This is a genomic window from Roseovarius nitratireducens (assembly GCF_002925845.1).
GTDB lineage: Bacteria > Pseudomonadota > Alphaproteobacteria > Rhodobacterales > Rhodobacteraceae > Roseovarius > Roseovarius nitratireducens.
Genome location: NZ_PDNI01000058.1, coordinates 129,921 through 152,892 on the forward strand (window position 1 = coordinate 129,921; position 22,972 = coordinate 152,892).

19 protein-coding genes are annotated in these 22,972 nt (G+C 67.7%); 11 read left to right on the forward strand and 8 right to left on the reverse strand.

Annotated features, from left to right (window positions below):
• Nucleotides 1-172: 172 nt before the first annotated feature.
• Entirely contained in the window at nucleotides 173-1,366 is a 1,194-nt protein-coding gene (gene kynU / locus CRJ03_RS10685; RefSeq protein WP_104018856.1) for a kynureninase, read from the reverse strand.
• Between the two features lie 12 nt (nucleotides 1,367-1,378).
• A complete protein-coding gene (locus CRJ03_RS10690; RefSeq protein WP_104018857.1) occupies nucleotides 1,379-2,131 on the reverse strand; it encodes an SDR family NAD(P)-dependent oxidoreductase in 753 nt (250 codons plus the stop codon).
• Nucleotides 2,132-2,537: 406 nt separating this feature from the next.
• Here CRJ03_RS10690 and CRJ03_RS10695 point away from each other — a divergent pair, with 406 nt between their 5' ends.
• The 3 genes from CRJ03_RS10695 (at nucleotide 2,538) to CRJ03_RS10705 (ending at nucleotide 6,191) form a co-directional block, all read left to right on the forward strand.
• Complete coding sequence (locus tag CRJ03_RS10695; RefSeq protein WP_240611641.1) at nucleotides 2,538-2,990, forward strand: methyltransferase family protein; 453 nt, start codon at nucleotides 2,538-2,540, stop codon at nucleotides 2,988-2,990.
• A 128-nt stretch (nucleotides 2,991-3,118) separates the two neighbouring features.
• Nucleotides 3,119-4,693 (forward strand): Re/Si-specific NAD(P)(+) transhydrogenase subunit alpha, encoded by a 1,575-nt coding sequence (locus CRJ03_RS10700; RefSeq protein ID WP_104018858.1) that lies wholly within the window; start codon nucleotides 3,119-3,121, stop codon nucleotides 4,691-4,693.
• 13 nt (nucleotides 4,694-4,706) lie between these two features.
• Nucleotides 4,707-6,191, forward strand: coding sequence for an NAD(P)(+) transhydrogenase (Re/Si-specific) subunit beta (locus CRJ03_RS10705; RefSeq protein ID WP_104018859.1), 1,485 nt, complete (start codon nucleotides 4,707-4,709; stop codon nucleotides 6,189-6,191).
• A gap of 71 nt (nucleotides 6,192-6,262) precedes the next feature.
• Here CRJ03_RS10705 and CRJ03_RS10710 read toward each other — a convergent pair whose 3' ends face one another.
• Nucleotides 6,263-7,165: a DMT family transporter gene (locus CRJ03_RS10710; RefSeq protein ID WP_104018860.1), complete on the reverse strand. Its 903-nt coding sequence runs from the start codon at nucleotides 7,163-7,165 to the stop codon at nucleotides 6,263-6,265.
• 295 nt (nucleotides 7,166-7,460) lie between these two features.
• Here CRJ03_RS10710 and CRJ03_RS10715 point away from each other — a divergent pair, with 295 nt between their 5' ends.
• The gene (locus tag CRJ03_RS10715; protein ID WP_104018861.1) at nucleotides 7,461-8,741 is read left to right on the forward strand and encodes a DUF3422 family protein; all 1,281 of its coding nucleotides are present in this window, start codon (nucleotides 7,461-7,463) and stop codon (nucleotides 8,739-8,741) included.
• 76 nt (nucleotides 8,742-8,817) lie between these two features.
• On the forward strand, nucleotides 8,818-9,153 hold the full coding sequence (locus CRJ03_RS10720) for a cupin domain-containing protein (protein WP_104018862.1): 336 nt from the start codon (nucleotides 8,818-8,820) through the stop codon (nucleotides 9,151-9,153).
• 43 nt (nucleotides 9,154-9,196) lie between these two features.
• Here CRJ03_RS10720 and CRJ03_RS10725 read toward each other — a convergent pair whose 3' ends face one another.
• From CRJ03_RS10725 to CRJ03_RS10735, 3 genes are all read right to left on the reverse strand, one after another.
• Nucleotides 9,197-11,212 carry a capsule polysaccharide biogenesis protein gene (locus CRJ03_RS10725; protein WP_104018863.1) on the reverse strand — a complete coding sequence of 672 codons (2,016 nt, stop codon included), beginning with the start codon at nucleotides 11,210-11,212 and terminating at the stop codon, nucleotides 9,197-9,199.
• Complete coding sequence (locus CRJ03_RS10730) at nucleotides 11,209-12,357, reverse strand: polysaccharide biosynthesis/export family protein (protein ID WP_240611642.1); 1,149 nt, start codon at nucleotides 12,355-12,357, stop codon at nucleotides 11,209-11,211. The genes CRJ03_RS10725 and CRJ03_RS10730 overlap by 4 nt, the downstream gene beginning before the upstream one ends.
• A 98-nt stretch (nucleotides 12,358-12,455) precedes the next feature.
• A complete protein-coding gene (locus tag CRJ03_RS10735; protein WP_104018864.1) occupies nucleotides 12,456-13,748 on the reverse strand; it encodes a capsule polysaccharide biogenesis protein in 1,293 nt (430 codons plus the stop codon).
• Between the two features lie 146 nt (nucleotides 13,749-13,894).
• Here CRJ03_RS10735 and CRJ03_RS10740 point away from each other — a divergent pair, with 146 nt between their 5' ends.
• Nucleotides 13,895-14,482 (forward strand): riboflavin synthase, encoded by a 588-nt coding sequence (locus CRJ03_RS10740; RefSeq protein ID WP_104018865.1) that lies wholly within the window; start codon nucleotides 13,895-13,897, stop codon nucleotides 14,480-14,482.
• 13 nt (nucleotides 14,483-14,495) lie between these two features.
• On the opposite strand, the gene CRJ03_RS10745 is transcribed toward CRJ03_RS10740, so the two are convergent.
• Entirely contained in the window at nucleotides 14,496-15,359 is an 864-nt protein-coding gene (locus tag CRJ03_RS10745) for a DUF2189 domain-containing protein (protein WP_104018866.1), read from the reverse strand.
• 311 nt (nucleotides 15,360-15,670) lie between these two features.
• Here CRJ03_RS10745 and CRJ03_RS10750 point away from each other — a divergent pair, with 311 nt between their 5' ends.
• The 5 genes from CRJ03_RS10750 (at nucleotide 15,671) to CRJ03_RS10770 (ending at nucleotide 20,462) form a co-directional block, all read left to right on the forward strand.
• Complete coding sequence (locus CRJ03_RS10750; RefSeq protein ID WP_338066349.1) at nucleotides 15,671-16,753, forward strand: pyridoxal phosphate-dependent aminotransferase; 1,083 nt, start codon at nucleotides 15,671-15,673, stop codon at nucleotides 16,751-16,753.
• Nucleotides 16,754-16,967: 214 nt separating this feature from the next.
• The gene (locus CRJ03_RS10755) at nucleotides 16,968-18,083 is read left to right on the forward strand and encodes a porin (RefSeq protein WP_240611643.1); all 1,116 of its coding nucleotides are present in this window, start codon (nucleotides 16,968-16,970) and stop codon (nucleotides 18,081-18,083) included.
• Nucleotides 18,084-18,187: 104 nt separating this feature from the next.
• Complete coding sequence (locus tag CRJ03_RS10760; protein ID WP_104018867.1) at nucleotides 18,188-19,018, forward strand: sulfotransferase domain-containing protein; 831 nt, start codon at nucleotides 18,188-18,190, stop codon at nucleotides 19,016-19,018.
• Nucleotides 19,015-19,884, forward strand: a complete 870-nt coding sequence (locus CRJ03_RS10765; RefSeq protein ID WP_104018868.1) for a sulfotransferase domain-containing protein — start codon at nucleotides 19,015-19,017, stop codon at nucleotides 19,882-19,884. Before CRJ03_RS10760 ends, CRJ03_RS10765 begins: the two co-directional genes overlap by 4 nt.
• Nucleotides 19,885-19,955: 71 nt before the next feature.
• Complete coding sequence (locus tag CRJ03_RS10770) at nucleotides 19,956-20,462, forward strand: hypothetical protein (RefSeq protein ID WP_104018869.1); 507 nt, start codon at nucleotides 19,956-19,958, stop codon at nucleotides 20,460-20,462.
• A 150-nt stretch (nucleotides 20,463-20,612) separates the two neighbouring features.
• Here the strand turns inward: CRJ03_RS10770 and CRJ03_RS10775 are convergent, their stop codons facing one another.
• Complete coding sequence (locus CRJ03_RS10775; protein ID WP_104018870.1) at nucleotides 20,613-22,649, reverse strand: NADH:flavin oxidoreductase; 2,037 nt, start codon at nucleotides 22,647-22,649, stop codon at nucleotides 20,613-20,615.
• Between the last annotated feature and the right edge of the window lie 323 nt (nucleotides 22,650-22,972).

Genomic DNA, 22,972 nt, shown 5'->3' on the forward strand with positions numbered 1-22,972 from the left:
TGTTCCTTCCTCATCGCCGCTGGTCTGCGCCAACTGGCCGGACGGGATTTGGATTGGTTTCCCGTCTTGTTTCCAAAACGGATACAGTGCCGGTGCGGCGGCAATTGGTGCACATTCTGCTCAAATTTAGGCGTATTGTGTCGAATCTCGGGTCAGTCGGAGGGCCGGGTGCTCAGGTCACGGCATTGCGCCTGCGATGGGCCGGATCGTCCCAGAGGCGGCCCTGCATCACCTCGGTCAGGATGCGGGTGGCCGCCCGCACCTCCGCTTCGCCGAGGTATAGCGGTGTGAAACCGAAGCGCATGATGTCGGGCGCGCGGAAATCGCCGATCACGCCGCGCGCGATCAGCGCCTGCATGGCGGCATAGCCGTCTTTGAATCGGAACGAGACCTGGCTGCCGCGCCGCGACGGATCGCGCGGGCTGGCCAGCGTCAGCATCGGGCAGGCGGCTTCGACGCCGGCGATGAACATCTCGCTGAGCGCAACGGAGCGCGCGCGCAAATCCGCCATGTCCACCCTGTCCCAGACATCGAGCGCGGCGTCGAGCGCGGCCATGGCGAGCACCGGTGGCGTGCCCACGCGCATCCGCTCGATGCCCGCGCCGGGGCGGTAGGCGGGCTCGAAGTCAAACGGCGCGTCGTGACCCAGCCAGCCCGAAAGCGCCGGAAAGGCCGTGTCCGCATGGCGCGGGGCGACGTAGATGAAGGCGGGCGCGCCGGGGCCGCCGTTGAGATACTTGTAGGTGCAGCCCACGGCGAAATCCGCGCCTGTCCCTGCCACGTCCACCGGCAGCGCGCCTGCGCTATGCGCCAGATCCCAGACCGTGAGCGCCCCTGCCGCGTGGGCGCGCGCGGTCAGGTCGGCCATGTCGTGGATCCGCCCGGTGCGGTAATCCACCTCGGTGAGCAGCGTCACGGCGACCTCGTCGGTGATGGCATCGGCCACCTCTTCGGGGGCGACGACGCGCAACTCAAGGCCGCGTTCGAGTGCCCGGATCAGCCCCTCGGCCATGTAGAGATCGGATGGGAAATTGCCGCTGTCGCTGAGGATCACGCGACGGTCGGGGCGCAGGTCGAGCGCGGCGGCGAGCGCCTGGTAGACCTTGACCGACAGCGTATCGCCGAGGACCACATACCCCGCCTCCGCCCCGATCAGCCGCCCGATCCGGTCGCCCAAGGCGCGCGGTTGCGCCATCCACCCGGCGCGGTTCCAGCCGGTGATGAGCATCTCGCCCCACTCGTCCTGCATCGCCCGTGCCATCCGGGCGCTGGCCGCGCGGGGCAGGGGGCCCAATGAGTTGCCGTCGAGATAGATCACCCCCTCGGGGAGGTGAAACATGGCGCGGGTTGCCTCGAAATCGGTCATCCTGTGCCCCTCTCAGACCTGTCCGCCCGCGATCTCGATGCACTGGCCGTTGACGCTGTCCGATCTCGGGCCGCACAGCCATAGCACGGCCTGCGCCACCTCGTCGGGGGCGATCAGGCGGTTGTGGCGATTGGTGGCGATCATGGTGGCGCGGGCGGCATCCTCGGTCACGCCCGCCCGCGCGGCGATCGAGGCCACGTTGCGCGTGACAATCTCGGTATCGACATAGCCGGGGCAGACCGCGTTGAAGGTGAGGGCCGTGCCGAGGTAATCCTCGCTCAAGCTCCGGATGAGGCCGATCAACCCGTGCTTGGACGCGGTGTAGGCCGACGCGCCCTTGAGCCCCCGCAGCCCGGCGATGGAGGAGACGGCGACGACGCGGCCCCACTCGGCGCGGCGCATGTCGTGCAGACATTCGCGGATCGTCCAGAACGCCCCGTCGAGATTGGTGGCCATGATGCGGCGCCAGAAATCGGTATCGGTCTTGTGGAGCGCGCGGCCCTCGGCGATGCCGGCGTTTGGAATGCAGACCTGCACCGGGCCGTGTGCGGTGACCGCTGCGGCCACGCCCTGGGTGACGCTGTCCTCGTCCGTCACGTCCATGACCTGCGGATGGAGGCGCGGGCCAGCGACCGCGTCGAGCACCTCCGCGCGGCGGCCCGTGATCGTGACCTCGGCCCCCGCATCGGCGAGCGCGCGGGTGATGGCGAGGCCGATGCCCGTGCCGCCGCCGGTGACGAGAGCGTGTTTGCCGTCGAGTGTCATGGGGCCTCCGGTTTGGTTGCGGGCAGCGTAGCGGTGACACGGGGAGGGGGGAAGGGGAAGGTGCGGGTTGGCCCGGAGCGGATGGTCGCCTGCCTGCCCCGCGCGGAACAAGGCGTGCTTGCACGCCGCCGCGCGAGCGCCAGCCCGCCCCCCGGGCCGGCGATTGGGTAACGCTGGCGCAAAGCCCTGATATCTCTCGGGAACCCGGGCATAAAGCACAATAGACCAGTCGTCGGATCGCCATCCCGCGGGCTGGCGCTCGCGCGACTCATCGCCGGATGGCCCATTGCCCGATCAAGACCCGACGCCCCCGCCCTCCGTGCGGCCATGGAGCATCACGCGGTTTTTGACATCCCCGCCATCCCGTGCATGGTGCCATTGACACCTGTCCCGGAGAACCGCGCGAATGCTGAAATGGATCGACATGCCCCCCGTCTGGCTCGTGGGCTTTCTCGTGCTGGCGTGGGCGCAGGCGACGTGGGCACCGATGGGCCTGAGCCTCGGCGGCGGATGGGTGGATTTCGCGGGCGGCGTGCTGGTGGGCGGCGGCGTGCTGCTGATCGCGCTGGCGGCGATGGAGTTCCGCCGCCACAAGACCACCATCGTGCCGCACGAGACGCCCGAGCGGCTGATACCGTCGGGCATATTCAAACGATCGCGCAACCCGATCTACCTGGGCGACGCGCTCATCCTCGCGGGATTCATCCTGCGCTGGGACGCGGTGCTGGCGCTGCCGCTGATCCCGGTTTTCGTCTGGGTGATCGAGCGACGATTCGTGATCCCCGAGGAGAACCGGATGCGCCGCACGTTCCGGGCCGATTTTGCCCGCTATTGCGAAAAAACCCGGCGTTGGCTGTAGCGCCTGCGGCAAACTTGATATCGCAAGTCGCAAAATAGTGTGAAATAACCGCTTTCGTGAAAACCGACCCGGCACCGGATGAACGGCGGCCATCGACAGACAGGATCTGCCAGAGGGGGACAGGAAACGTGAAGATCGGAACGCCAAAGGAGGTGATGGAGGGTGAGAACCGCGTCGCGATGACGCCGGACTCTGCGCTTCAGCTTCAGAAACTGGGATATGACTGCGCGATCGAGACCGGCGCGGGCGAGCGCGCGGGTTTCTCGGATGCCGCCTACGAGGAGGCCGGGGTCGAGATCATCAAGACCGCCGCCGCGCTGTGGAAGGCGAGCGACGTGGTCGCCAAGGTGCGCGTGCCCACCGAGACCGAGCTGAAAAGGCTGCGCGAGGGGCTGACGCTGATTTCGTTCTTCAACCCCGGCGGCAACGAGGCCGGGCTGGAAACCGCCGCCAAGAAGGGTGCCACCGTCATCGCGATGGAGATGGTGCCGCGCATCAGCCGCGCGCAGAAGATGGACGCGCTGAGCTCGATGGCCAATATCGCGGGCTACCGCGCGGTGATCGAGGCCGGGGGCAATTTCGGCCGCTTCTTCACCGGGCAGATCACGGCGGCGGGCAAGGTGCCCCCGGCCAAGGTGCTCGTGGTGGGCGCGGGCGTCGCCGGGCTGGCCGCCATCGGCACGGCCACCAGCCTCGGCGCGATCACCTACGCGTTCGACGTGCGGCCCGAGGTGGCCGAGCAGGTGGAATCGATGGGCGCCGAGTTCGTCTATCTCGATTTCGAGGAAGAACAGCAGGACGGATCGGCCTCGGGCGGCTATGCCTCGGTGTCGAGCCCGGAATTCCGCGAGGCGCAGCTTGCCAAGTTCCGCGAGTTGGCGCCGGAGGTGGATATCGTGATCACCACCGCGCTCATTCCCAACCGCGAGGCGCCGGAGCTGTGGACCGAGGACATGGTGAAATCCATGAAGCGCGGCTCGGTGATCGTCGATCTGGCCGCCGAGAAGGGCGGCAACTGCAAGCTCACCGTCGCCGACGACAAGATCGTGACGGAAAACGGCGTGACCATCATCGGTTATACCGATTTCCCGAGCCGGATGGCGACGCAGGCCAGCACGCTCTATGCCACCAACATCCGCCACATGATGACCGACCTGACCCCCGAGAAGGACGGGCAGGCCGTGCATGATATGGAGGATGACGTGATCCGCGGCTCCACCGTGACGCACAAGGGCGAGATCACATGGCCGCCGCCACCGCCCAAGGTGGCCGCGATTGCCGCCGCGCCCGCGAAGGAAAAGCCGAAGGAACTGACCGCCGAAGAGAAACGTGCGCAGGAGATTGCCGCGTTCAAGGCGCAGACCAAGAGGCAGGTGACGCTTCTGGGCATCGGCGGGGCGCTGGTGCTTGGCGTCGGCCTCGTGGCGCCGGCGAGCTTCATGCAGCATTTCATCGTGTTCCTGCTGGCGGTGTTCGTCGGTTTCCAGGTGATCTGGAATGTCAGCCACAGCCTGCACACGCCGCTGATGGCGGTCACGAACGCGATTTCGTCGATCATCATCCTCGGCGCGCTGATCCAGATCGGGTCGAGCTCGATCTTCATCACAATCCTCGCCGCGCTCGCGGTGTTCATGGCCGCGATCAACATCTTCGGCGGCTTTCTCGTGACACGGCGGATGCTCGCCATGTTCCAGAAATCATAAGGCGGAGGGGATCATGGATTTCGGATTCACGATAGCGGCCTATGCGGTCGCGGCGGTTCTCTTCATCCTCAGCCTTGGGGGGTTGAGCGGACAGGAAAGCGCCAAGCGCGCCATCTGGTACGGGATCGCGGGCATGACCATCGCCGTTCTGGCGACGATGGCCGGTCCGGGGCAGGGGCTGTGGCTCTTGTCGGTGGTGCTGATCGCCGGTGGCGCGGCGGTGGGGTATCAACTCGCCACGCGGGTACAGATGACGCAGATGCCCGAGCTGGTGGCGATCATGCACAGCCTCGTGGGCCTTGCGGCGGTGTTCGTGGGATTCAACGCCGATCTCGAGCTGGGGCGCGTGGCGGAGGCGTTTGCCGACCAAGGGCTCGCCTTTCCCAGGCCCGAGGAGATCAGCGCGGAGGCCGCCGCTTTTGCCAAGCAGTTCACCGGCTTTGCCGCCATCCTCGCCAAGAAGACGGCAGTGGAGGTGAATATCCTCAAGGTCGAGCTGATGCTCGGCATCTGGATCGGTGCGGTCACGTTCACCGGATCGGTGATTGCCTATGGCAAGCTCGCGGGCAAGGTGGACGGCGCGGCCAGGAAGCTGCCGGGCGGGCATGTGCTCAACGCCGGTGCGGCGGCGCTGTCGCTGCTGTTCGCGGCGATGTATCTCGGCGGCGCAGGCGTCTGGACGCTGGTTCTGCTGACGCTCCTGGCGTTCTTCATCGGCTATCACCTGATCATGGGGATCGGCGGCGCCGACATGCCGGTGGTCGTCTCGATGCTCAACAGCTATTCCGGCTGGGCGGCGGCGGCGATCGGCTTCAGCCTTGGCAATGACCTGCTGATCGTCGTGGGCGCGCTGGTCGGCTCTTCCGGTGCGATCCTGAGCTACATCATGTGCAAGGCGATGAACCGGCAGTTTGTCAGCGTCATCCTCGGGGGCTTTGGCGGATCGCAGGGCCCTGCGGCGGAGATCGAGGGCGAACAGGTTGCCATCGACGCCGACGGCGTGGCGCAGGCATTGAACGAGGCCGACAGCGTGATCATCGTGCCGGGCTATGGCATGGCGGTGGCGCAGGCGCAGGGGGCGGTTTCGGACCTCACCTCCAAGCTGCGGGCAAAGGGCAAGACCGTGCGCTTTGCCATCCACCCGGTGGCGGGCCGCCTGCCGGGGCACATGAACGTGCTGCTGGCCGAGGCGAAGGTGCCCTACGACATCGTCATGGAGATGGACGAGATCAACGAGGACTTCCCCGACACGGATGTGGCGATCGTCATCGGCTCCAACGACATCGTCAACCCGGCGGCGCAGGACGACCCCAACAGCCCCATCGCCGGAATGCCGGTGCTGGAGGTGTGGAAGGCCAAGCAGGTGTTCGTCTCCAAGCGCGGGCAGGGCACCGGCTATTCCGGCATCGAGAATCCGCTGTTTTTCAAGGAGAACACGCGGATGTTCTATGGCGATGCCAAGGCCAGCGTGACGAGCCTGCTGCCGAAGATCGAGTAGGCATCTTTATAGGTCCGCGGTAGCGGAGGCGCGGCCTGCGGGTCGCGCCTCTTTTCGTGGCGCGCGGTCTCTCAGCGCAAGGCCCGCGTGAGCATGCGCCAGGGCCGCCCGTCGATCGCGGCAAGTCCGGCACCGATCAGCGCCATTCCCATCATGTGCCGCACGAGCAGCACCTCACCCAGGATGAGCGTGCCCAGCAGGATGGCACTGGCCGGGACAAGGAAGGTGACCAGGAGCAGGTTTGTCGCCCCCGCCGTCGCGAGGATGCGGAAGTAGAGCGTGTAGGCCAGCGCGGTCGACAGGGTGGCCACCCCGATCAGTGCGCCGATGGCTGCGATGCCGGGGGGCGCAAGGCCCCACGGGCGATCGACAATCAGCGCGAGCGGCAGCAGGATCAGGCTCGACGCGATGACCTGTCCGGTCGCCGTGGCCATGGGGCTGACCCCCATGCCGCGAAAGCGCCGCCCGAATATCCCCGCCAGCGCATAGGAGACGGCAGCCATCAGGCACATGAGTTGCGCGGCCACGTGTACGCCCAGATCGCGCAGTGCCCCCACCCCGATCATCACCGCCACCCCAGCAAAGCCGATCAGCACACCGGTGATCTTGCCGCCGGTCATGCGTTCGTCGCGGGTCAGGACATGGGCCAGCAGCACGGTGAAGAGCGGCGTCGCGGCATTCAGGATCGAGGCCACGCCCGAGGCGATATGCTGTTGCCCCCAGACGATCAGCGAAAAGGGCAGGGCGTTGTTCATCAGCCCCATGCAGGCGAAGGCGACCCAGATGCGCCGCCCGCGCGGCAGGCGCTCGCCACGCAGCCGCAGAATCGCCATCAGGATGAGGGCGGCAAGGGCCACGCGGCCAACGACGACGCTCAGCACCGGCAGGTCGCGCACCGCCACCTCGTTAAAGAAGAAGGAGCCGCCCCAGACCGTGGCAAGTGCCAGAAGCATACCCCATTCGAGCGCGCTCATGGGGCGCTGTGACGGTGGTGCGGTCGGTGTTGATGCGTCTGAAATGCTCATGACACCAGATGTGCCCCATGGGGAGCGGCGCTGACGACCCGTTTCCTGCGGATTTGGCGTGCGCGGCGCATGACGCATTCGCCTTTGGTGCGGCGCGGGTTTTGGAGTATTTTCACCAAGAAGAAGCCCGAAGCCCGTGCAGTATACGGTTGTGTTCCGCTAAATCATTGGGTTTTCAGGGAAAACCTCTTTTGCGCGGGTGCGTGGCGCGCTAAGGAACGGCACAGGATCAGGAGACCGGCCCATGCCCCCCATCGCCGACCATCCGCTGCGCTACGAGCTGACCAACGAGCTGCACGCGCGGCCCTTTCCCACCCTGGCCGCGCCCTGCACGGCGATCTATCTCGCCGTCAAGCGCGAACAGGACGCGGCCAAGCGCGACCGCGCGGCCGATCTCGCGCATCTCACCGCCCTGCTCGACCGCTACGGCGCCAAGCATCCCCGGCCCGGTGCGACGCATTATTTCGGCGAAATCGGGCGGCACCGGCTCAAGTGGGAGAGCCATACCGAGATGGTGACCTACACGGTATTCAGCGAGGGGGTGAGCGAGCGGCCCTTCGACCCGGCGGATTTCGACGTGTTCCCCGACGAGTGGCTGGCCGAGGCGCCGGGACAGCGGATCACCTCGGCGATGATCCGGGTGGTGCCGTGGGAGAGCCGCGAGGGCGCGCGGACGGATATCGACCGCTGGTTCGTCCCGGAGAGCGTGGCGGTGGCGCGGGTGCTCGACGATGCCGGCGTGATCGCAGGCGATTTCCGGATCGACCCGGCGGGGCATTTGCGGTTCTCACTGCACGTAGCCCCCCAAACCGGGCAGCGGCGGGTCGGGCGGATCGTGCAGCGGCTGTGCGAGATCGAGACCTACAAGACAATGTCGATGCTGGGCTTTGCCCGGGTGCGTGAGATGAGCCGCCAGATGGGCGAGACCGACAGCCGCCTGAGCCGCCTGGTGGGCGACATGACCGCAGGCAGTCAGCCCGCCGAGGACACGCTTGACGGGCTGCTGGAGGTGTCGGCGGAGCTGGAAGCCCTCGTTGCGAAATCCTCCTTCCGCTTCGGGGCGACGGCGGCCTACGAGCAGATCGTGCATCAGCGCATCGGGGCGCTGCGCGAAGAGCGGTTCAATGGGCGGCAGACCTTCTACGAGTTCATGATGCGGCGATACGATCCGGCGATGCGCACTGTGGCGGCGACCAAGGACCGGCTCAAGGCGATGTCGGACCGGGCGATGCGGGCGGGCGATCTCTTGCGCACCGGGGTGGACGTGGAGCGCAGCGCGCAGAACCAGAGCCTGCTGGAGAGCATGGACCGCCGCGCCGACCTGCAACTGCGGTTGCAACGCACGGTCGAGGGGCTCAGCGTGGTGGCGATCAGCTATTACGCGGTGTCGCTGGCGGGCTACCTGCTCTATCCGGTGGCCGGCGTTCTGGGGGTGAGCAAGGGCATGATCATCGCCGCCGTCACCCTGCCGGTAGTGGCCGCGGTGTGGTGGATGGTGCAGCGCATCCGCCGCAAGCTGCACTGACGCGTTGTCCTGAGACGTTGCCATGCCAGGGCCGGGGGCGCATGATCCAAGGGCGAGACCCCAGGAGGAGATGCCGATGCCCTTTGCCGATTTCATCATGGATTTCCCGTCCCTCGATCTGCCCTTTCCCGAGGACGTGGTGCAGAGCCACGCCGTCCGCTCGGAGCACGGGCTAAGCGTGTTCTTCACCTTTCTTCAGGACATGGATCTGCCGCCGCACAGCCACGGCCCGCAATGGGGCACGGTGGTGGAGGGCGAGATCGAGTTCACCATCGGCGGCGAGACGCGCATCTATGGACCCGGCGACAGCTATGCCATCGGCGCGGGCGTCGAGCATGGCGCGAAGATCAAGGCAGGTACGCGGGTGATCGACGTGTTCGCCGAGCCGGACCGCTACCCGCTCAAAGGCTAGCCGCGCAACCTGGGGTCGGCGGCGCCGCGCCCGGCGCGCCAGCTCAGCGCCACAGCCACGCGTGGCCCGCCAGCGCGCCCTGCGCCTTGGCCAGCAGCCGGTTGGCCGCCCCCGCGGGCGGCACCTCTGCGTGCGTCAGCCGGTCGGCCACCACCTCCACCGGGCAGGGCAGGCCGGTGACCGGGTCGCGGTAGCGCGGGTAGTCGATCAGTGTGGCGTGGACCAGCCCCTCGAGCGCGGGCCGGGCGCGGCGCCGCGCGGGCACCGGCCCGAGATCGCGGGTGAGACCCCAGCCGGCGTAGAAGGGCACGCCGGTGGCGGTCACCCGCACCCCGCGCAACAGCGCCTCGAACCCCAGAAGCGAGGTCATCGTCCAGACCTCGGCCACCTGCGTCAGCAGCGCGGCGGGATCGGTGCCGGCGACCACCAGATCGGCGAGACCGTCGAGCGCCCCGCGCGGCACCGCGCCGGGGCGCAGCCCGGCCTCGACGTCGGGGTGCGGCTTGTAGAGGATCACCGCGCCGGGGTTGTCCGCACGCGCGCGGCGCAGCAGCTCGAGATTGGTGGCAATCGCGCCCGCGCCGAGCCGGATCGAGGCGTCATCCTCGACCTGCCCCGGCACGAGGATGCGGTGGCCGTCGGGCAGGGCGGGGGCGGGCGCGCCGAGGTTGTACTTGCTCAGCCCGTGATCCGTCAGCGTCGAGATGAGGGCGCGGGCGCGCTGTGCCTGATCGGCGCGCAGCGTCTCGCGCATAGCGATCAGCCGCTCAAGCCGGCTTTCGCGGGTGGGGTCGTAGTAGATGCCGAGATCGTCGAGCACCAGCGACAGGGGTGGCACCAGATCGGCCCCGAGCCCGCGCGAGCGCAGGAAGCCGTCCTCGACGTGCAGCGCGCCCTCGGGGGCGTCCGTCTTTGCCGAGGCCCAGACCATCGCCGGGCGGTCGGCACGCGCGCGCCCAAAGATCACCCGCCGCTGGCTGCCGAAAAAGCGCTGGATCGGTGCCCGTTTCCACAGCCGAATGCCATGCGCGGTCCAGCCCCGGTGATCGTCGCGCCAGGCGCGGGTTTCGGCCTCGAACTGGTCGAGCGCGGTTTCCAGATCGCAGAGCCGGTCGCGGCAGGGATCGTACCAGGTGGGGGCGAGGATCATCGCGCCGGCGAACAGCTGTGCGCGGGTGAGGGTGCGGGCGCGCCGCGCGAAGGGTGTGGCGTGGCGGTCCTCGGTCAGCCCCCACCCGGCGTAGAAGGGCCGCCCGAAGACCTGCGGGCGGTGGCCTGCGAGGATCGCCTCGAACCCCATCTGCGATGACACGGTATAGACCGCCTGCGCCCCTTCGAGCAGTGGCCAGGGGCTGAGCGGCGCGGTGATCAGGCGCACGCGGCCGATAGCGTCCGCCCTCGAGAAATAGCCCCGTCGGTGGCCTTGGGCGGTCTCGGGGTGGGTCTTGATCAGGATGGGTGCGTTGGGGTGCTCTTCCTGCGCGAGGGCCAGCATCTCGTGGAAGGTGCTGGCATCCGCCCCGCCATGCCGGACCGAGGCATCGCCATATGTCTGGTCGATTACCAGAACGTAGCCCGGATCGGGGCAGGGCAGGGCCGGATCGACGCCGGAATACTTGGTCAGGTGGCCCGCGCGCAGCCGCGCCATGGCGTCGCGTGCGCGATCCAGAAGCGGGGTGTCGTCGAGCGGGTGGCGCGCGAGTGTTTCCTCGATATCCGAGGGCACGCTTGCATCGAAATGCACGCCCTGCCGGTCGAGCAGCAGCCCCAGCGGCGGTGCGCCGCTGCGCCCCGGCAGGACCGAGCGCAGGAATGCGTCCTCGACCCGCAGGAGCCCCGCACCGGTCCGCGCCGCCACCGCCTCGCCGCGCGCGGCGACCGGGCTCTTGCCCCAGACCGCCACGAGGTCCCCGGCAGACGGCCAGCCGAGGCGCAGGTCGTACCCGGCAAGGTGCAGGATGCGCCTTGCCTGCCGCTGCCACAGGAACCCGCCGTTGAAATGGAAAACCCGCCGGGGCATATCGGCCCCGGCGGGTGCGTCGCCCTGTTCTGGCGTCATACGTCGCCTTGCAGCGTGCTCGATGCGGTCGAGACCGAGCCGACCGCGCCCAGCGTGCCGGTGAGCGCCGAGATGACCTTGCTCCATTGCGCGAAGGGGGCCTCGGTCACGTAGATCGTATCGTCGTCGCGGATCGCGAAATCGCGGGCCATGAACATGCCGTTGGGCTGCGTGAGATCGAGCACATAGACCATGCGCTGCGCGCCCACGAGATCGTTGCGGCCCAGCACCTGGTTGGCGATCTCCGCCGGTTCGTTGCGCATCACGAATACGCCGGTGGGATCGGAGGACGCCACGCTCAACCCGCCGACCTGCGCCAGCCCCTCGAGCGCGCTCAGCGTCTGGGTCTCGAAGGTCACGCGCGCCTGCGCGCCGGTGGCCCCGAGCGCGGTGTAGGAGCGGGTGTCGGCCTCGACGAGAACGCGGTCGCCGGCGCGCAGGGCGATGTCGAATTGCGGATACTTGAACAGGTCCTGGAACCAGACCTTGGCGCGTTTCTCGCCGCGGATCACGGTGATCTGCGCGACCTCGGGCTCGATGGCGATGCCGCCCGCCGCCGCGATCATTGCCGAGAGCCGCCGTGTCGGCGCCTCTATCGGGTAGACGCCCTGCCCGGCGACCGCGCCGCTCACCGACACGGTCGAGCCGTCGCCGGCCACGCGGCGCACCTCGACCTGCGGATCGGGGGTCTGCTGGTCGAGTCGCTCGGTGATGGCGCGGCGCACCCCCTCGGGCGTGTTGCCCGCCGCCCTGATGCGGCCGGCGTAAGGCACGAAGATGAAGCCCTGGCCATCGACCTGCACCTCTTCGAGGACGGTCTGGTTTGCGGTTGCCCCGGTCATCAGCCCGTCATCGACGTTTTCCCAGATGGTGAGACCCAGTTTGTCGCCAGCGCGGATCGTGTCCGAGCCGAGGAGCCCGGCATTGAGGAAATCCTCGGTAAAGCCGAGCGCCGGCTGCACGGCGGTCGCGCGGGTAACGCGGTCGTTCACCGTCACCACGAAGGCGTCGCCCTGACGCTGCACCGATCCGGCATAGATTTCGCGCTTGTTGGGGCCCAGTCGTGGCAGGCCGCACCCGGCTACGAGGCTTGCCACCAGCAAGAGGGCGACGGGACGCGCCCATCGGGAGTGTCGGGGTGTCACTGCTCGGTCTCCTCGACCTGTTCTTGTTCTGCCTCGGTATTTTTCCCGGAACGCTATCGCAAGAGGCCTGAAAAATCCAGCTTTTCCTGTGGACTGCCTCAGGGAACGAGGCGCAACTGTTGCCTTGGTGCCGCGGTGCCGAGGCTCAGCGCGTCGTAGGGATCGTCGGGTGCGAGCATCATGTCCACCACTTGCCGCAGCACCTGCCGCCGACCGCGCGCCGAGTAGAATCCGCCGGGAAGCTGGCTGGTCTCCAGCAGGTAGCGGCGGTAATCGGCATAGGCGCGCCGGTTGGGGCGCTCGGCCCGGGCAAAGAACTCGGGCAGTGGCAGGGTCGAGACGAATTCGGGCTTGGCATAGACCGCCGCGCCGAAGGTGCGCAGGGGGATACCCCGCCACAACACCTGCTGCCCGGCGGTGGAGTTGACGGTGACGGCGCTGCGCGCCTCGTCGAGAAGCGGCGCGAGCTTGCCGCCGCGCAGGAAATGCACCCGGCCTCTGAGCCCGTGTTCGTCCACCAGCCGACGCAGCGTGGCGCGGATGGGGGCGCGGCCGTCCTCGAGCGGGTGCGCCTTGACCACGAGGTGATGATGCGGCGGTGCGCCCTCGGCAAAGCCCTTGATCACAACGTCGAGAAACTCGGTCATCGACGAGAACGGCGAATGCGCCTGGAACGAGGCGTCGTGTTCGAGCTGCAAGAGCGCGACGTGATAGGGAAAGCCGCCGGTGCGGATGCGCCGTGTCGCCACGCGCCGCTCCAGCGCGAGGGCGGGCATGAACAGCAGGCGCCGCAGGTAGAGCGCGAATTCAGCCCCCACCCCGATCGCGCGGTGTGGACGAAACCGGCGATAGCCCCGGTTCAGCGCCAGCACGCAGCCGTGATAGAGCGCGCCGTAGAAGATGTGCTCGCGCATGTCGCCCCAGCTTGCGGGCGGCAGGGCGGTATCCATGTCCGAGGCGGCGAGGGCCGTGCGCATCTCGTCGATACCTAGATCCATCAGCCGCGAATGGCCGTTCGTGCCGCCGCGCTCGTAGGTGATCCAGTAGGGGCGCATGTAGCCCTCTTCGAACACATGCACCGTGATCCCCGCCGCGCGGGCGATGGCCACCGCCTCGGCATGGACGGGCCGCGTGTCGCCGTAGAGCACCAGATCGGTCACGCCATTCGCCTCGATCAGGCTGCGCAAGGTTTCAGGCCAGCGGTCAGGCATCTCGTGAAAGGCGATGTAGCGACCGGCGTCGGGCCAGAAGGCGCGATCGCCCGCGTTGAAGCCCACGCGCCACACCTCGGCCCCCGACCGGCGCAGCATCTGAGCCAGCCGGTAAAAGAACGGCCCGTGCGGCCCCTGCAGCAACAGGAAAGAGCGCCCTTTTCCGGTCAGCCCCGGCATTCCTGCATGTCCCCGCTCACTCTCGTTCCGGGGTTCTCGTAGCGGAAAATTCTGGCAAAAGTAAGCCTGCGTGTCGCAGGTTGGCTTGTCTTGGACCGGTCGGGGCGCTAGGCCGTTGGGGCAGGCCAGCGAAGGGAACGGCGCGCATGTTCACAGGCATCATCACCGATATCGGCCAGGTTCGCGCGGTCGAGCAGCGCGGCGACATGCGCGCGCGGATCGCGACCGGCTATGACACCGGCACCATCGAGATGGGCGCCTCCATCGCCTGTGACGGCGTGTGCCTGACGGTGGTCGATCTCGGCCCCGACTGGTTCGATGTCGATATCTCTGCCGAGACGCAGTCACGCACCAACCTCTCGACATGGACGGCCGGGCGGCGCGTCAACCTCGAGAGGTCGCTCAAGGTGGGCGATGAGCTGGGCGGGCATATCGTTTCGGGCCATGTGGACGGGCTGGCCGAGGTGGTGTCGGTGGCCGCGGAGGGCGACAGCACCCGCGTCACGCTGCGCGCGCCGGAGGGGCTGGCGCGGTTCATCGCGCCCAAGGGGTCGGTCGCGCTCAACGGCACCTCGCTTACCGTCAACGAGGTCGAGGGCCGCGATTTCGGGATCAACTTCATCCCCCACACGCGGCAGGTAACGACATGGGGCGACGTGGCCGAGGGCGACATGGTCAATCTGGAGATCGACACGCTGGCGCGCTACGTGGCGCGGCTCGCCGAGGCGGGGTGAGGCGGGCGTCGGCTCACACCTCTGCCGGCACTGCCGCGCGGTAGAGGTGCCAGGTGGCGTGGCCCAGCACTGGCAGGACGATCACCAGGCCAAGGAACAGCGGCAACGTTCCGAGAAGCATCGACACCGCCACGATCAGCCCCCAAGTGGCTGAAACGCGGGGGTTTTCGCGCACCACCTTGAGCGAGGTGAGCACCGCTACCGTCACGCCCGCGCGCCGGTCGATCAGCATGGGAAAGGCGGTGAGGCTGAGTGCCAGCACCATCGCGGCGAACACCGCGCCCACGCCCACGCCCAGCACGGTCATTGCCCAGCCGGGCCCCGTGGTCAGCACGTCCCCGAGGAAGCCCGTGACCGAGGTCGGCGGCTCGGGGCCGAGGGTGGCGTTGTAGATCACGCTCGCGGCGAACATCCACGCGAGGAACAGCGCCATCAGCACCGCGCCCAGCACGATGACGGGCACGATTACCGGCGCGCGGATCACCGAGAATGCCGCGCCCCAGCCCGCGTGCCCGGTCGCCTCGCGCTGGCGGCTCATCTCGTAGAGACCGGTGGCGACCACCGGCCCGAGCAGCGTAAACCCTGCTGCCAAAGGGAAAAGCATCGGCAGGCGCGCCATGTGAAACGCGGTGAGCGCGAGCGCGATGCCGATGATCGGGTAGATCAGGATGAGAAAGATCACGTCGCTGCGCAGGGCGCCGAAATCCTCGATGCCGCGGCGCAGGGCGGTGCGCAGGTCGTCATTGGTCAGGCGGTGCACTTTGGGCGGGGCGGCGGCGTGGCCGCGCAGGGCTTCGGTCGCCTCGGCGGCGGTGCGCCCGGCGCCGAACGCGGCCTCGGCGGCCCAGCTCAGAGGGTTTCCGATGGTTCGGGTCATGGTGTCCTCCCGCTTGTTTCGCGACGCCGGATGCGGCGTTCTGCCACACCATGATAGCACGCAATGGCGCCTCGTCACACTCACGATCCGGCGACGGGCGCGGCGGCGAACCTGCAGGTTCGGGCGGCGAACCGCACGGTTCACACCTTGCTTTCGCCTTGCGGCGGGGCATGGTGCGCGGCATGGATCGGCGCACGGGACGCAGTTGCGGAGGCGGTAATGAATTTCTCGACGGTGACGGACCGGCTCGCCGGGCTGGGCGGGGCGAAGTGGCGGGTGCACGAGCGCGCCGCCGAAATGGCGCACGCGGGGTGCGACGTCATCCGCCTGACCATTGGCGAGCCCGACATCGCCGCGCCGCCCGCGCTGATCGCGGATGCGGGGGCGGCGCTGGCGGGGGGCGCACGGCCTATTCCAACGGGCGCGGCGAGGCGGGGCTGCGCGCGGCGCTGGCGGCGCTCTACAGCGCGCGGCGGGGCCGCGATTTCACCCCCGAACAGGTGATCTGCCTGCCCGGCACGCAGACCGCGCTATTCGCCGTGATGGCGGCGCTGGTGGAGGCGGGAGACGAGGTGCTGGTGGGCGATCCGATGTATGCCACCTACGAGGGCGTCATTCGCGCCACCGGGGCCGGGATGGTGCCGGTGCCGCTGGACCCCGCGCGGGGCTTTTGCATGGACGCGGACGATCTGGCCGCGCGGGTCGGCCCGCGCAGCCGGGCGATCCTGCTCAACACGCCGCACAACCCCACCGGCGCGGTGCTGACCGAGAGTGACATCGCGGCCATCGGTGCGGTGGCGCGGGCGCATGACCTGTGGATCGTGGTGGACGAAGTGTACGAGGACCTGGTGTTCGACGGGGTGCGTTTCGTCTCGCCGCTCGCCGATCCGGCGCTGGCCGACCGGGTGATCGCGGTGTCGTCGATTTCGAAAAGCCACGCCGCGCCGGGGCTGCGCAGCGGCTGGTGCATCGGTCCGCAGGCGTTCATCGAGGCGCTGTTGCCGCTGGCGGAGGTGATGCTGTTCGGCAACCAGCCGTTCATCGCCGATGCCACAGAGGCGGCGATCCGGCGCGGATCGGAGGTGGCGGTGGGGATGCGGCAGCGCTATGCCGCACGCGCCGCGGCGCTGGCCAACACGCTCGAATCCGGCAGCGGGCTGCGTGTGCACCGTCCGCAGGCGGGGATGTTCGCGATGGTCGATGTGTCGGCGACGGGGATGAGCGGGGCGGCCTGGGCCGACGATCTGCTGGCGGAGAGGGGCGTCGCGGTGATGCCCGGCGCGGCGTTTGGCGAAACGCTCGAATTGTGGGTGCGGGTGGCGCTGACCGTGGACGACTCGCGACTCATGGAGGCCGCCGCGCGGATGGCGGCCCATGCGCGGATTCCCGCGTAAGGTCAAAGATAAAGGCGTTTTTCCCGCGTAGTCACCGCTGCTTTGCGCCCCTGTCCGACAGGTGTGTGGTATCTGGGCCACAATTGCCGCGGGATGCGCGCGGGGCCGGGGGGGTTCGTTGACACCCGGGGGGGGATTGGCGCATTCCAATGCCCAAGCCGTGTCAATGACTGGTGCGGCGGAAATGAAAACCTGCTTATGAGGAGGGACACCCTTGAAAAAGCATCTTCTGAGCACCAGCGCGATCGCACTTGGCGTCGCAATGGCTGCCCCGGCTTCGGCCCAGGAATGGAACATGAATTGGGGCGGTTTTGCCAAAACCCACGTCGGTATCACTGACGTTTCCGGCACCGGCGTTACCGGTGCGGACTTCGACGGTGTCGATGTCTTCACCAACTCGGAGATCATCTTCTCGCCGTCCGTCACGCTCGACAACGGCATGACCTTCGGTTTCAGCGTCCAGATGGAAGCCATGAACAACGGCGGTGGCGCTGTTGGTATCGACGAATCCTACGTCACCATCGAGAGCGACACCCTCGGCAAGGTCGTTCTCGGCTCCGAGAACTCGGCCGGTTACGCCCTGATGGGTTCGGTCTACACGCCCGGCGTGTCGTCCATGGCGATCAACTCGCGTTCGCTGTCGGCCTTTATCCCGGTCACCGGTTCGGGTGGCTTCCGTCAGGCGGCCCTGTCGTCGCTGACCGAGGTCGCTGGCAACAACGACGTGCAGCGCATCACCTACTTCACGCCGTCCTTTAACGGCCTGACCCTCGGTGCGTCCTACGCGGCGACCAGCGCCGGTAACACCACCAACAACTTCGGTGTGAACCGCAACGCGGTTGGCCCCGTGTTCGACATCTTCGACATCGGCGCCAAGTACGCCCAGTCGTTCAACGGTGTCGACATCGGCCTCGCAGCCCGCTGGGGCACGGGTGACACGAACACCGTCGGCCGGTCGGATCCGACCACCTGGGGTGTCGGCGGTACGGTCGGCGTGGCCGGCTTCTCGTTCGGCGCGACCTATGCCGAGAACGACAACGGCTTTGCCGGCGGTGCTGGCGACCAGGAAGGCTGGAGCGTGGGTGCGTCCTACGACATCGCAGGCCCCTGGACCGTTGGCCTGAGCACCTACCAGGGTGAGACGAGCAACGGTGGCGGTGCCCCGAGCTCGGACTATGAGGCCTACCTGCTTGGTGCGTCGCGTAGCCTTGGTGCCGGCGTGAGCTGGGACGTCTACTACGCCTACATGGAAACCAACAACGGTGCCGTGGCCGGAAACCCGTCCATCGACGGCAACCTGCTGGCGACCGCGATCAACCTGAGCTTCTGATACGGTTGATCTGAAAAAAAGGCGGCGGGGGGTGACATTACCCCCCGCCGCTTTTATTTGTCCGGGTGTTATTTTCGCATCCCGGAAAACGGACGGTCCGCACCATGAAAAAAAGCATCGTCTGGATGGCGTCCTACCCCAAGTCGGGCAATACATGGGCGCGGATTTTCCTGGCCAATTACATCGCTAACGCGCGTGAGCCGGTGCCGATCAACAACGCGCACATAGTGGCGATGGGCGACTCGATCACCAAGACCTACCGGATGGTGGCCGGTGGCCCGCTCGACGTGACCAATATCGACCAGACCCTGCAGCTTCGCCCGCGGGTGCTGCGCGGGATCGTGGCGAACAATGCCGATATCAACCTCGTCAAGACGCATAACGCCCGCGTCACCGCGCGCGGTGTGCCGCTCATCCCCGACAACGTCACGCGCTCGGCGGTCTATATCCTGCGCAACCCGCTCGACATGGTGCTTTCCTATGCGCGCCATTACGGAATGACGCCGGAAGAGGCGGTCAGCACGGTCAGCCACCCCGACAACGCCAACCCGCCCGACGAGGAGACGGTGACGCAGTTCATGGGCTCTTGGTCCGAGCATGTGCGAAGCTGGACCGGAAAATCCGCCTATCCGGTGCTGGTGCTGCGCTACGAGGACATGCTGGCGGAGCCGCGTGCCTGTTTCGCGCGGCTGGTGCAGCATCTGGGGATGCCGCTCGATGTCGAGCGGCTGGACCGCGCGATCCTGTTTTCCAGCTTCAAGGAGCTGTCGGAGCAGGAGAAGAAGCAGGGTTTCGTCGAGAAATCCGAGCAGAGCGAGCGGTTCTTTGCCAAGGGGCAGAAGGACCAGTGGAAGACCGACCTGCCCGCGCGGCTGGTCAAGAAGATGAAGCACGCGCACCGCAAGGTGATGACTAAATTCGGGTACCTGGAATGAACGATCTGCGGCGAATCATCTGGCTGGCGAGCTATCCCAAGTCCGGCAACACCTGGATGCGGTCGCTTCTGGCGCATTACTTCATGCCCAAGGGGCAGGCGCCGGACATCAATCATCTCAGCCAGTTCACCACCGGCGACATACGGCAGGATTTCTTTGACCGGGCGGCGGGGCGCGTCTATCGGGGCAAGACCTACGAGGACTGGATGGCGGTGCGGCCGACCGCGCTTCGGATGATCGCGGCGTCGAAGCCCAGCCACCATTTCGTCAAGACCCATTGCCAGCCGATCCGCATCCTGGGCAAGGATGTCATCCCCGCCGAGGTGACGGCGGCGGCGATCTACATGATGCGCAACCCGTTCGACCTCGCGCCCTCGTTCGCGCGGCACCAGGATTGCGATCTCGATACCGCGATCGACCGGATGATGGACCCGGACATGAGCAGCGGCACCGACACCGGCATCTTCGAGGCGCTGGGACGGTGGGACGATCACGTGCAGACGTGGACGACCGCGCCGGGCCTGCCGCGCCACGTGGTGCGCTACGAGGACATGCTGCGCCGGGGTGAGCGCGAGATGACCCGCCTGCTGGAGAAATTCCTGCGCGTCAAGGTGGACAAGGCGCAGCTTGCCTACGCGCTGCGCGAGACCAGTTTCGATGCGCTGAAGAAGCAGGAGAGCGAGGCGGGCTTTCGCGAGCGCCCGCCGCACATGCAGTCGTTCTTTGCGCGTGGGCAGGCCGGGGTCTGGCGCGACGACCTGACGCCCGCGCAGGTGGGCCGCATCCGCGAGGCGTTCATGCCGGTGCTGGAGAAATGGTATCCAGAGATGCTGGAGGAGACCGCCGAATACGCGGGAGCCGCGTGAGGGCGGGATTTGGCATTCCGGCGCGCGATCCCCATGTCGGGGCAGACAATGGGACGACCAAGGAGGTTGCGATGATCCGATCCGCGATGACGTTCGCCGCGGCTGGCCTGCTGGCTGGCTGCACTGCTGCGACCGCGCCGCAGACCGTGGCCCGGCTGGGGGCCGACCCGGTGCTGTCGGGCGGCAGCTATGACAGCGGGGGCGGGATCACCGTGGCCATCGACCTGCGCGAGCGGGACGGGCGCACGATGGTCTGCGGGGTTTGGGCCGAGAGCCGGCAGCAATCCATCCTGACCAATAACAAGGCGAAGGGCGTGCTCGATACCGGCGCGGTGGCCGTGGGCGGCAAGACCGTCCTGCAGGGGCTGCGGTTCATGAAGGAAGTGCCGCCGATGGCCGATTACGGTGGGCAGGAGACGCATTGCGCCGTGACCTCGCGGACCTGGCAGGCGGGCGACGCCGCGCGTCGCGCGGAGATCCGCATCCCGCGGCAGGTGGTGCATGTCGAGGACGACGAATTCGGCGGCACCTTTGCCGTGCGGTTCCGCCAGACCGGGCCCGGCGCGGGCGGCGCGTAAGGCGCGATCGGCCTTGAGCCGTTGTAGGCCGTCAGTGTCGGGTGACCTGCACAGCAAGTTAAGATCAAGAAAGTTTAAAACTTTCTTGAGCGGAATCTTTTCAAGATTCCGTTTTTCAACGTTCGCTCCAGGCCAATCCCGTCCCGTCGCTTATTGCACGCACATCAGCCGCAGCGCGTCGTGGATGGCGGCGTGGATGTTGCGGGCGCTGACCGCGTCGCCGATGCGGAAGAGCTGAAACGCGCCGTCGGGATTGGCGGCGAGGGTCTGGGGCCGCCCGGCGATCAGCGCGTCGTGATCCACCGCGCCGCCGTTGCGCGAGAGGGGCCGCAGATCGTGGTAGAGATCGTCGAGCGGCAGGGTGCCGTGATTGACCACCACCTGGTCGAATTCCGCATCAAAGCTGTGATCGGAGTAATCCGTGCCGATGGTGGCGCGCAGCCGGTTGCCCGCGCGCGCGACCGATTTGAGGCGGCGCGCGACGGTCATGGTCACGGGCTTGTCCTGAAGGCTGCGCATGTAGGGCACGAGGTTCATCCCCATCACCTCTGGGGCGAAGCTGCGGTCGGGGGTCATCACCTCGACCGTCGATCCCGCCTGCGCGATCACCTCTGCTGCCTGAAGGGCCGCGTGGTCGCCCGCGTCGTCGAACAGCAGAACCTCGCGCCCCGGCCTCACATCGCCGGTGAGGATGTCCCATGCCGTCACCGTGAGGTCGTTGCCCGCGTCGAGGATGTCCTGCTGCGCCAGCCCGCCGGTGGCGACGATCACGAAATCGGGGTCGAGCGCGGTCACGTCCGCCGTCTCGGCCCACACGTTGAAGCGAAAGTCCACGTCACGCGCCGCGCATTGGGCCATGCGCCAGTCGATGATGCCGATGAGTTCGGACCGGCGACGCGATTGCGCGGCGAGCCGGACCTGACCGCCGGGCTGGTCGGCGGCCTCGAACACGGTGACGTGGTGGCCGCGTGTGGCGGCGACGCGCGCGGCCTCGAGCCCGCCGGGGCCGGCACCGACGATCACCACGCGGCGGGGGCTCTCGCTTTGCAAAATTTCATGAGGCAGGTCGAGTTCGCGGCCCGTGGCGGCGTTGTGGATGCACAGCGCCTCGCCGCCCTGGTAGATACGGTCGAGGCAATAGGTGGCGCCGACGCACGGGCGGATATCGTCCTCGCGCCCCTCGGCAATCTTGGCCACGATGCGCGGCTCTGCCATGTGGGCGCGGGTCATGCCGACCATGTCGAGCTGTCCGGTGGCCACCGCGTGGCGGGCGGTGGCCACGTCGGGGATGCGCGCGGCGTGGAAGGTGGGCAGGCCGATCTCGGCCCGCACGCGGCCCGCGAAATCGAGATGGGGCGCCGATTTCATGCCCTGCACCGGGATCACGTCGGTGAGTTTGGCGTCGGTATCGACGCGGCCCCGGATCACGTTGAGAAAATCGACCATGCCGCTCGCCTTTAGCCGGTGGCCGATGGCGAGCCCGTCACGGGCCGTGATGCCGTGCGGGGCGAGATCGTCGGCGGTGTAGCGCACGCCGACGATGAAATCCGGGCCGACACGGTCGCGGATGGCCGACAGCACGTCGAGAGAGAAGCGCATCCGCGCCTCGAGATCGCCGTTCCAGGGCGCGTCGAGCGCGTTCTGGCGCGGCGCCCAGAAGGCATCCATCAGGTGGCCGTAGGCCTCGAGTTCGATCCCGTCGAGCCCGGCGTCCTGCATCCGCTCGGCGGCATCGGCGTAATCGGCGATGATGCGGGCGATATCCCAATCCTCCATCACCTTGGGAAAGGCGCGGTGGGCGGGTTCGCGCAGGGCGGAAGGGGCCAGCGAGGGCAGCCAGTCGCCCCGGTCCCAGCGGGTGCGCCAGCCCAGGTGGGTCAGTTGGATCATCACCGCGCAGCCGTGGTCGTGGCATTCATCGGCGAGCTTGCGCAGCCACGGCACCACCTCGTCGCGGTAGGCGAGGATGTTGTTGAAGGCGGGCGGGCTGTCGCGGCTGACCACCGCCGATCCGGCGGTCATGGTGAGCGCCACGCCACCCCTGGCGCGTTCGACATGGTAGGCGCGGTAGCGGTCCTTGGGCAGCCCGTCCTCGGCATAGGCGGGCTCGTGGCTGGTGGTCATGATGCGGTTCTTCAGCGTGAGATGACGCAGCGTGTAGGGCTGAAGGAGCGGATCGCGGGACATGGGCGGGCCTCCGGGCTGGCGGGTCGCGGTGAAGCGTGCCGTGGCCGGGGCAGGGATGCAAGGGGGAGGTTATGGCCTGGAGCGGACCATGAACCATCCGGTGATGAGCCGCGCGAGCGCCAGCCCGCGGGATGGCGGTGCAACGGCTGGTCTATCGCGCTTTATTCCGGGGTTCCCGAGTAACATCAGAGCTTTGCGCCAACGTCACCCTATCGCCAGCCCTCGGGGGCGGGCTGGCGATGGCGCGGCGGCCTTCGGCCTTGATTCCGCGCCGGGGCCAGGCACCGAACGTCCGTTCCAGGCCAAGTGCCGCCGCGCCCTGC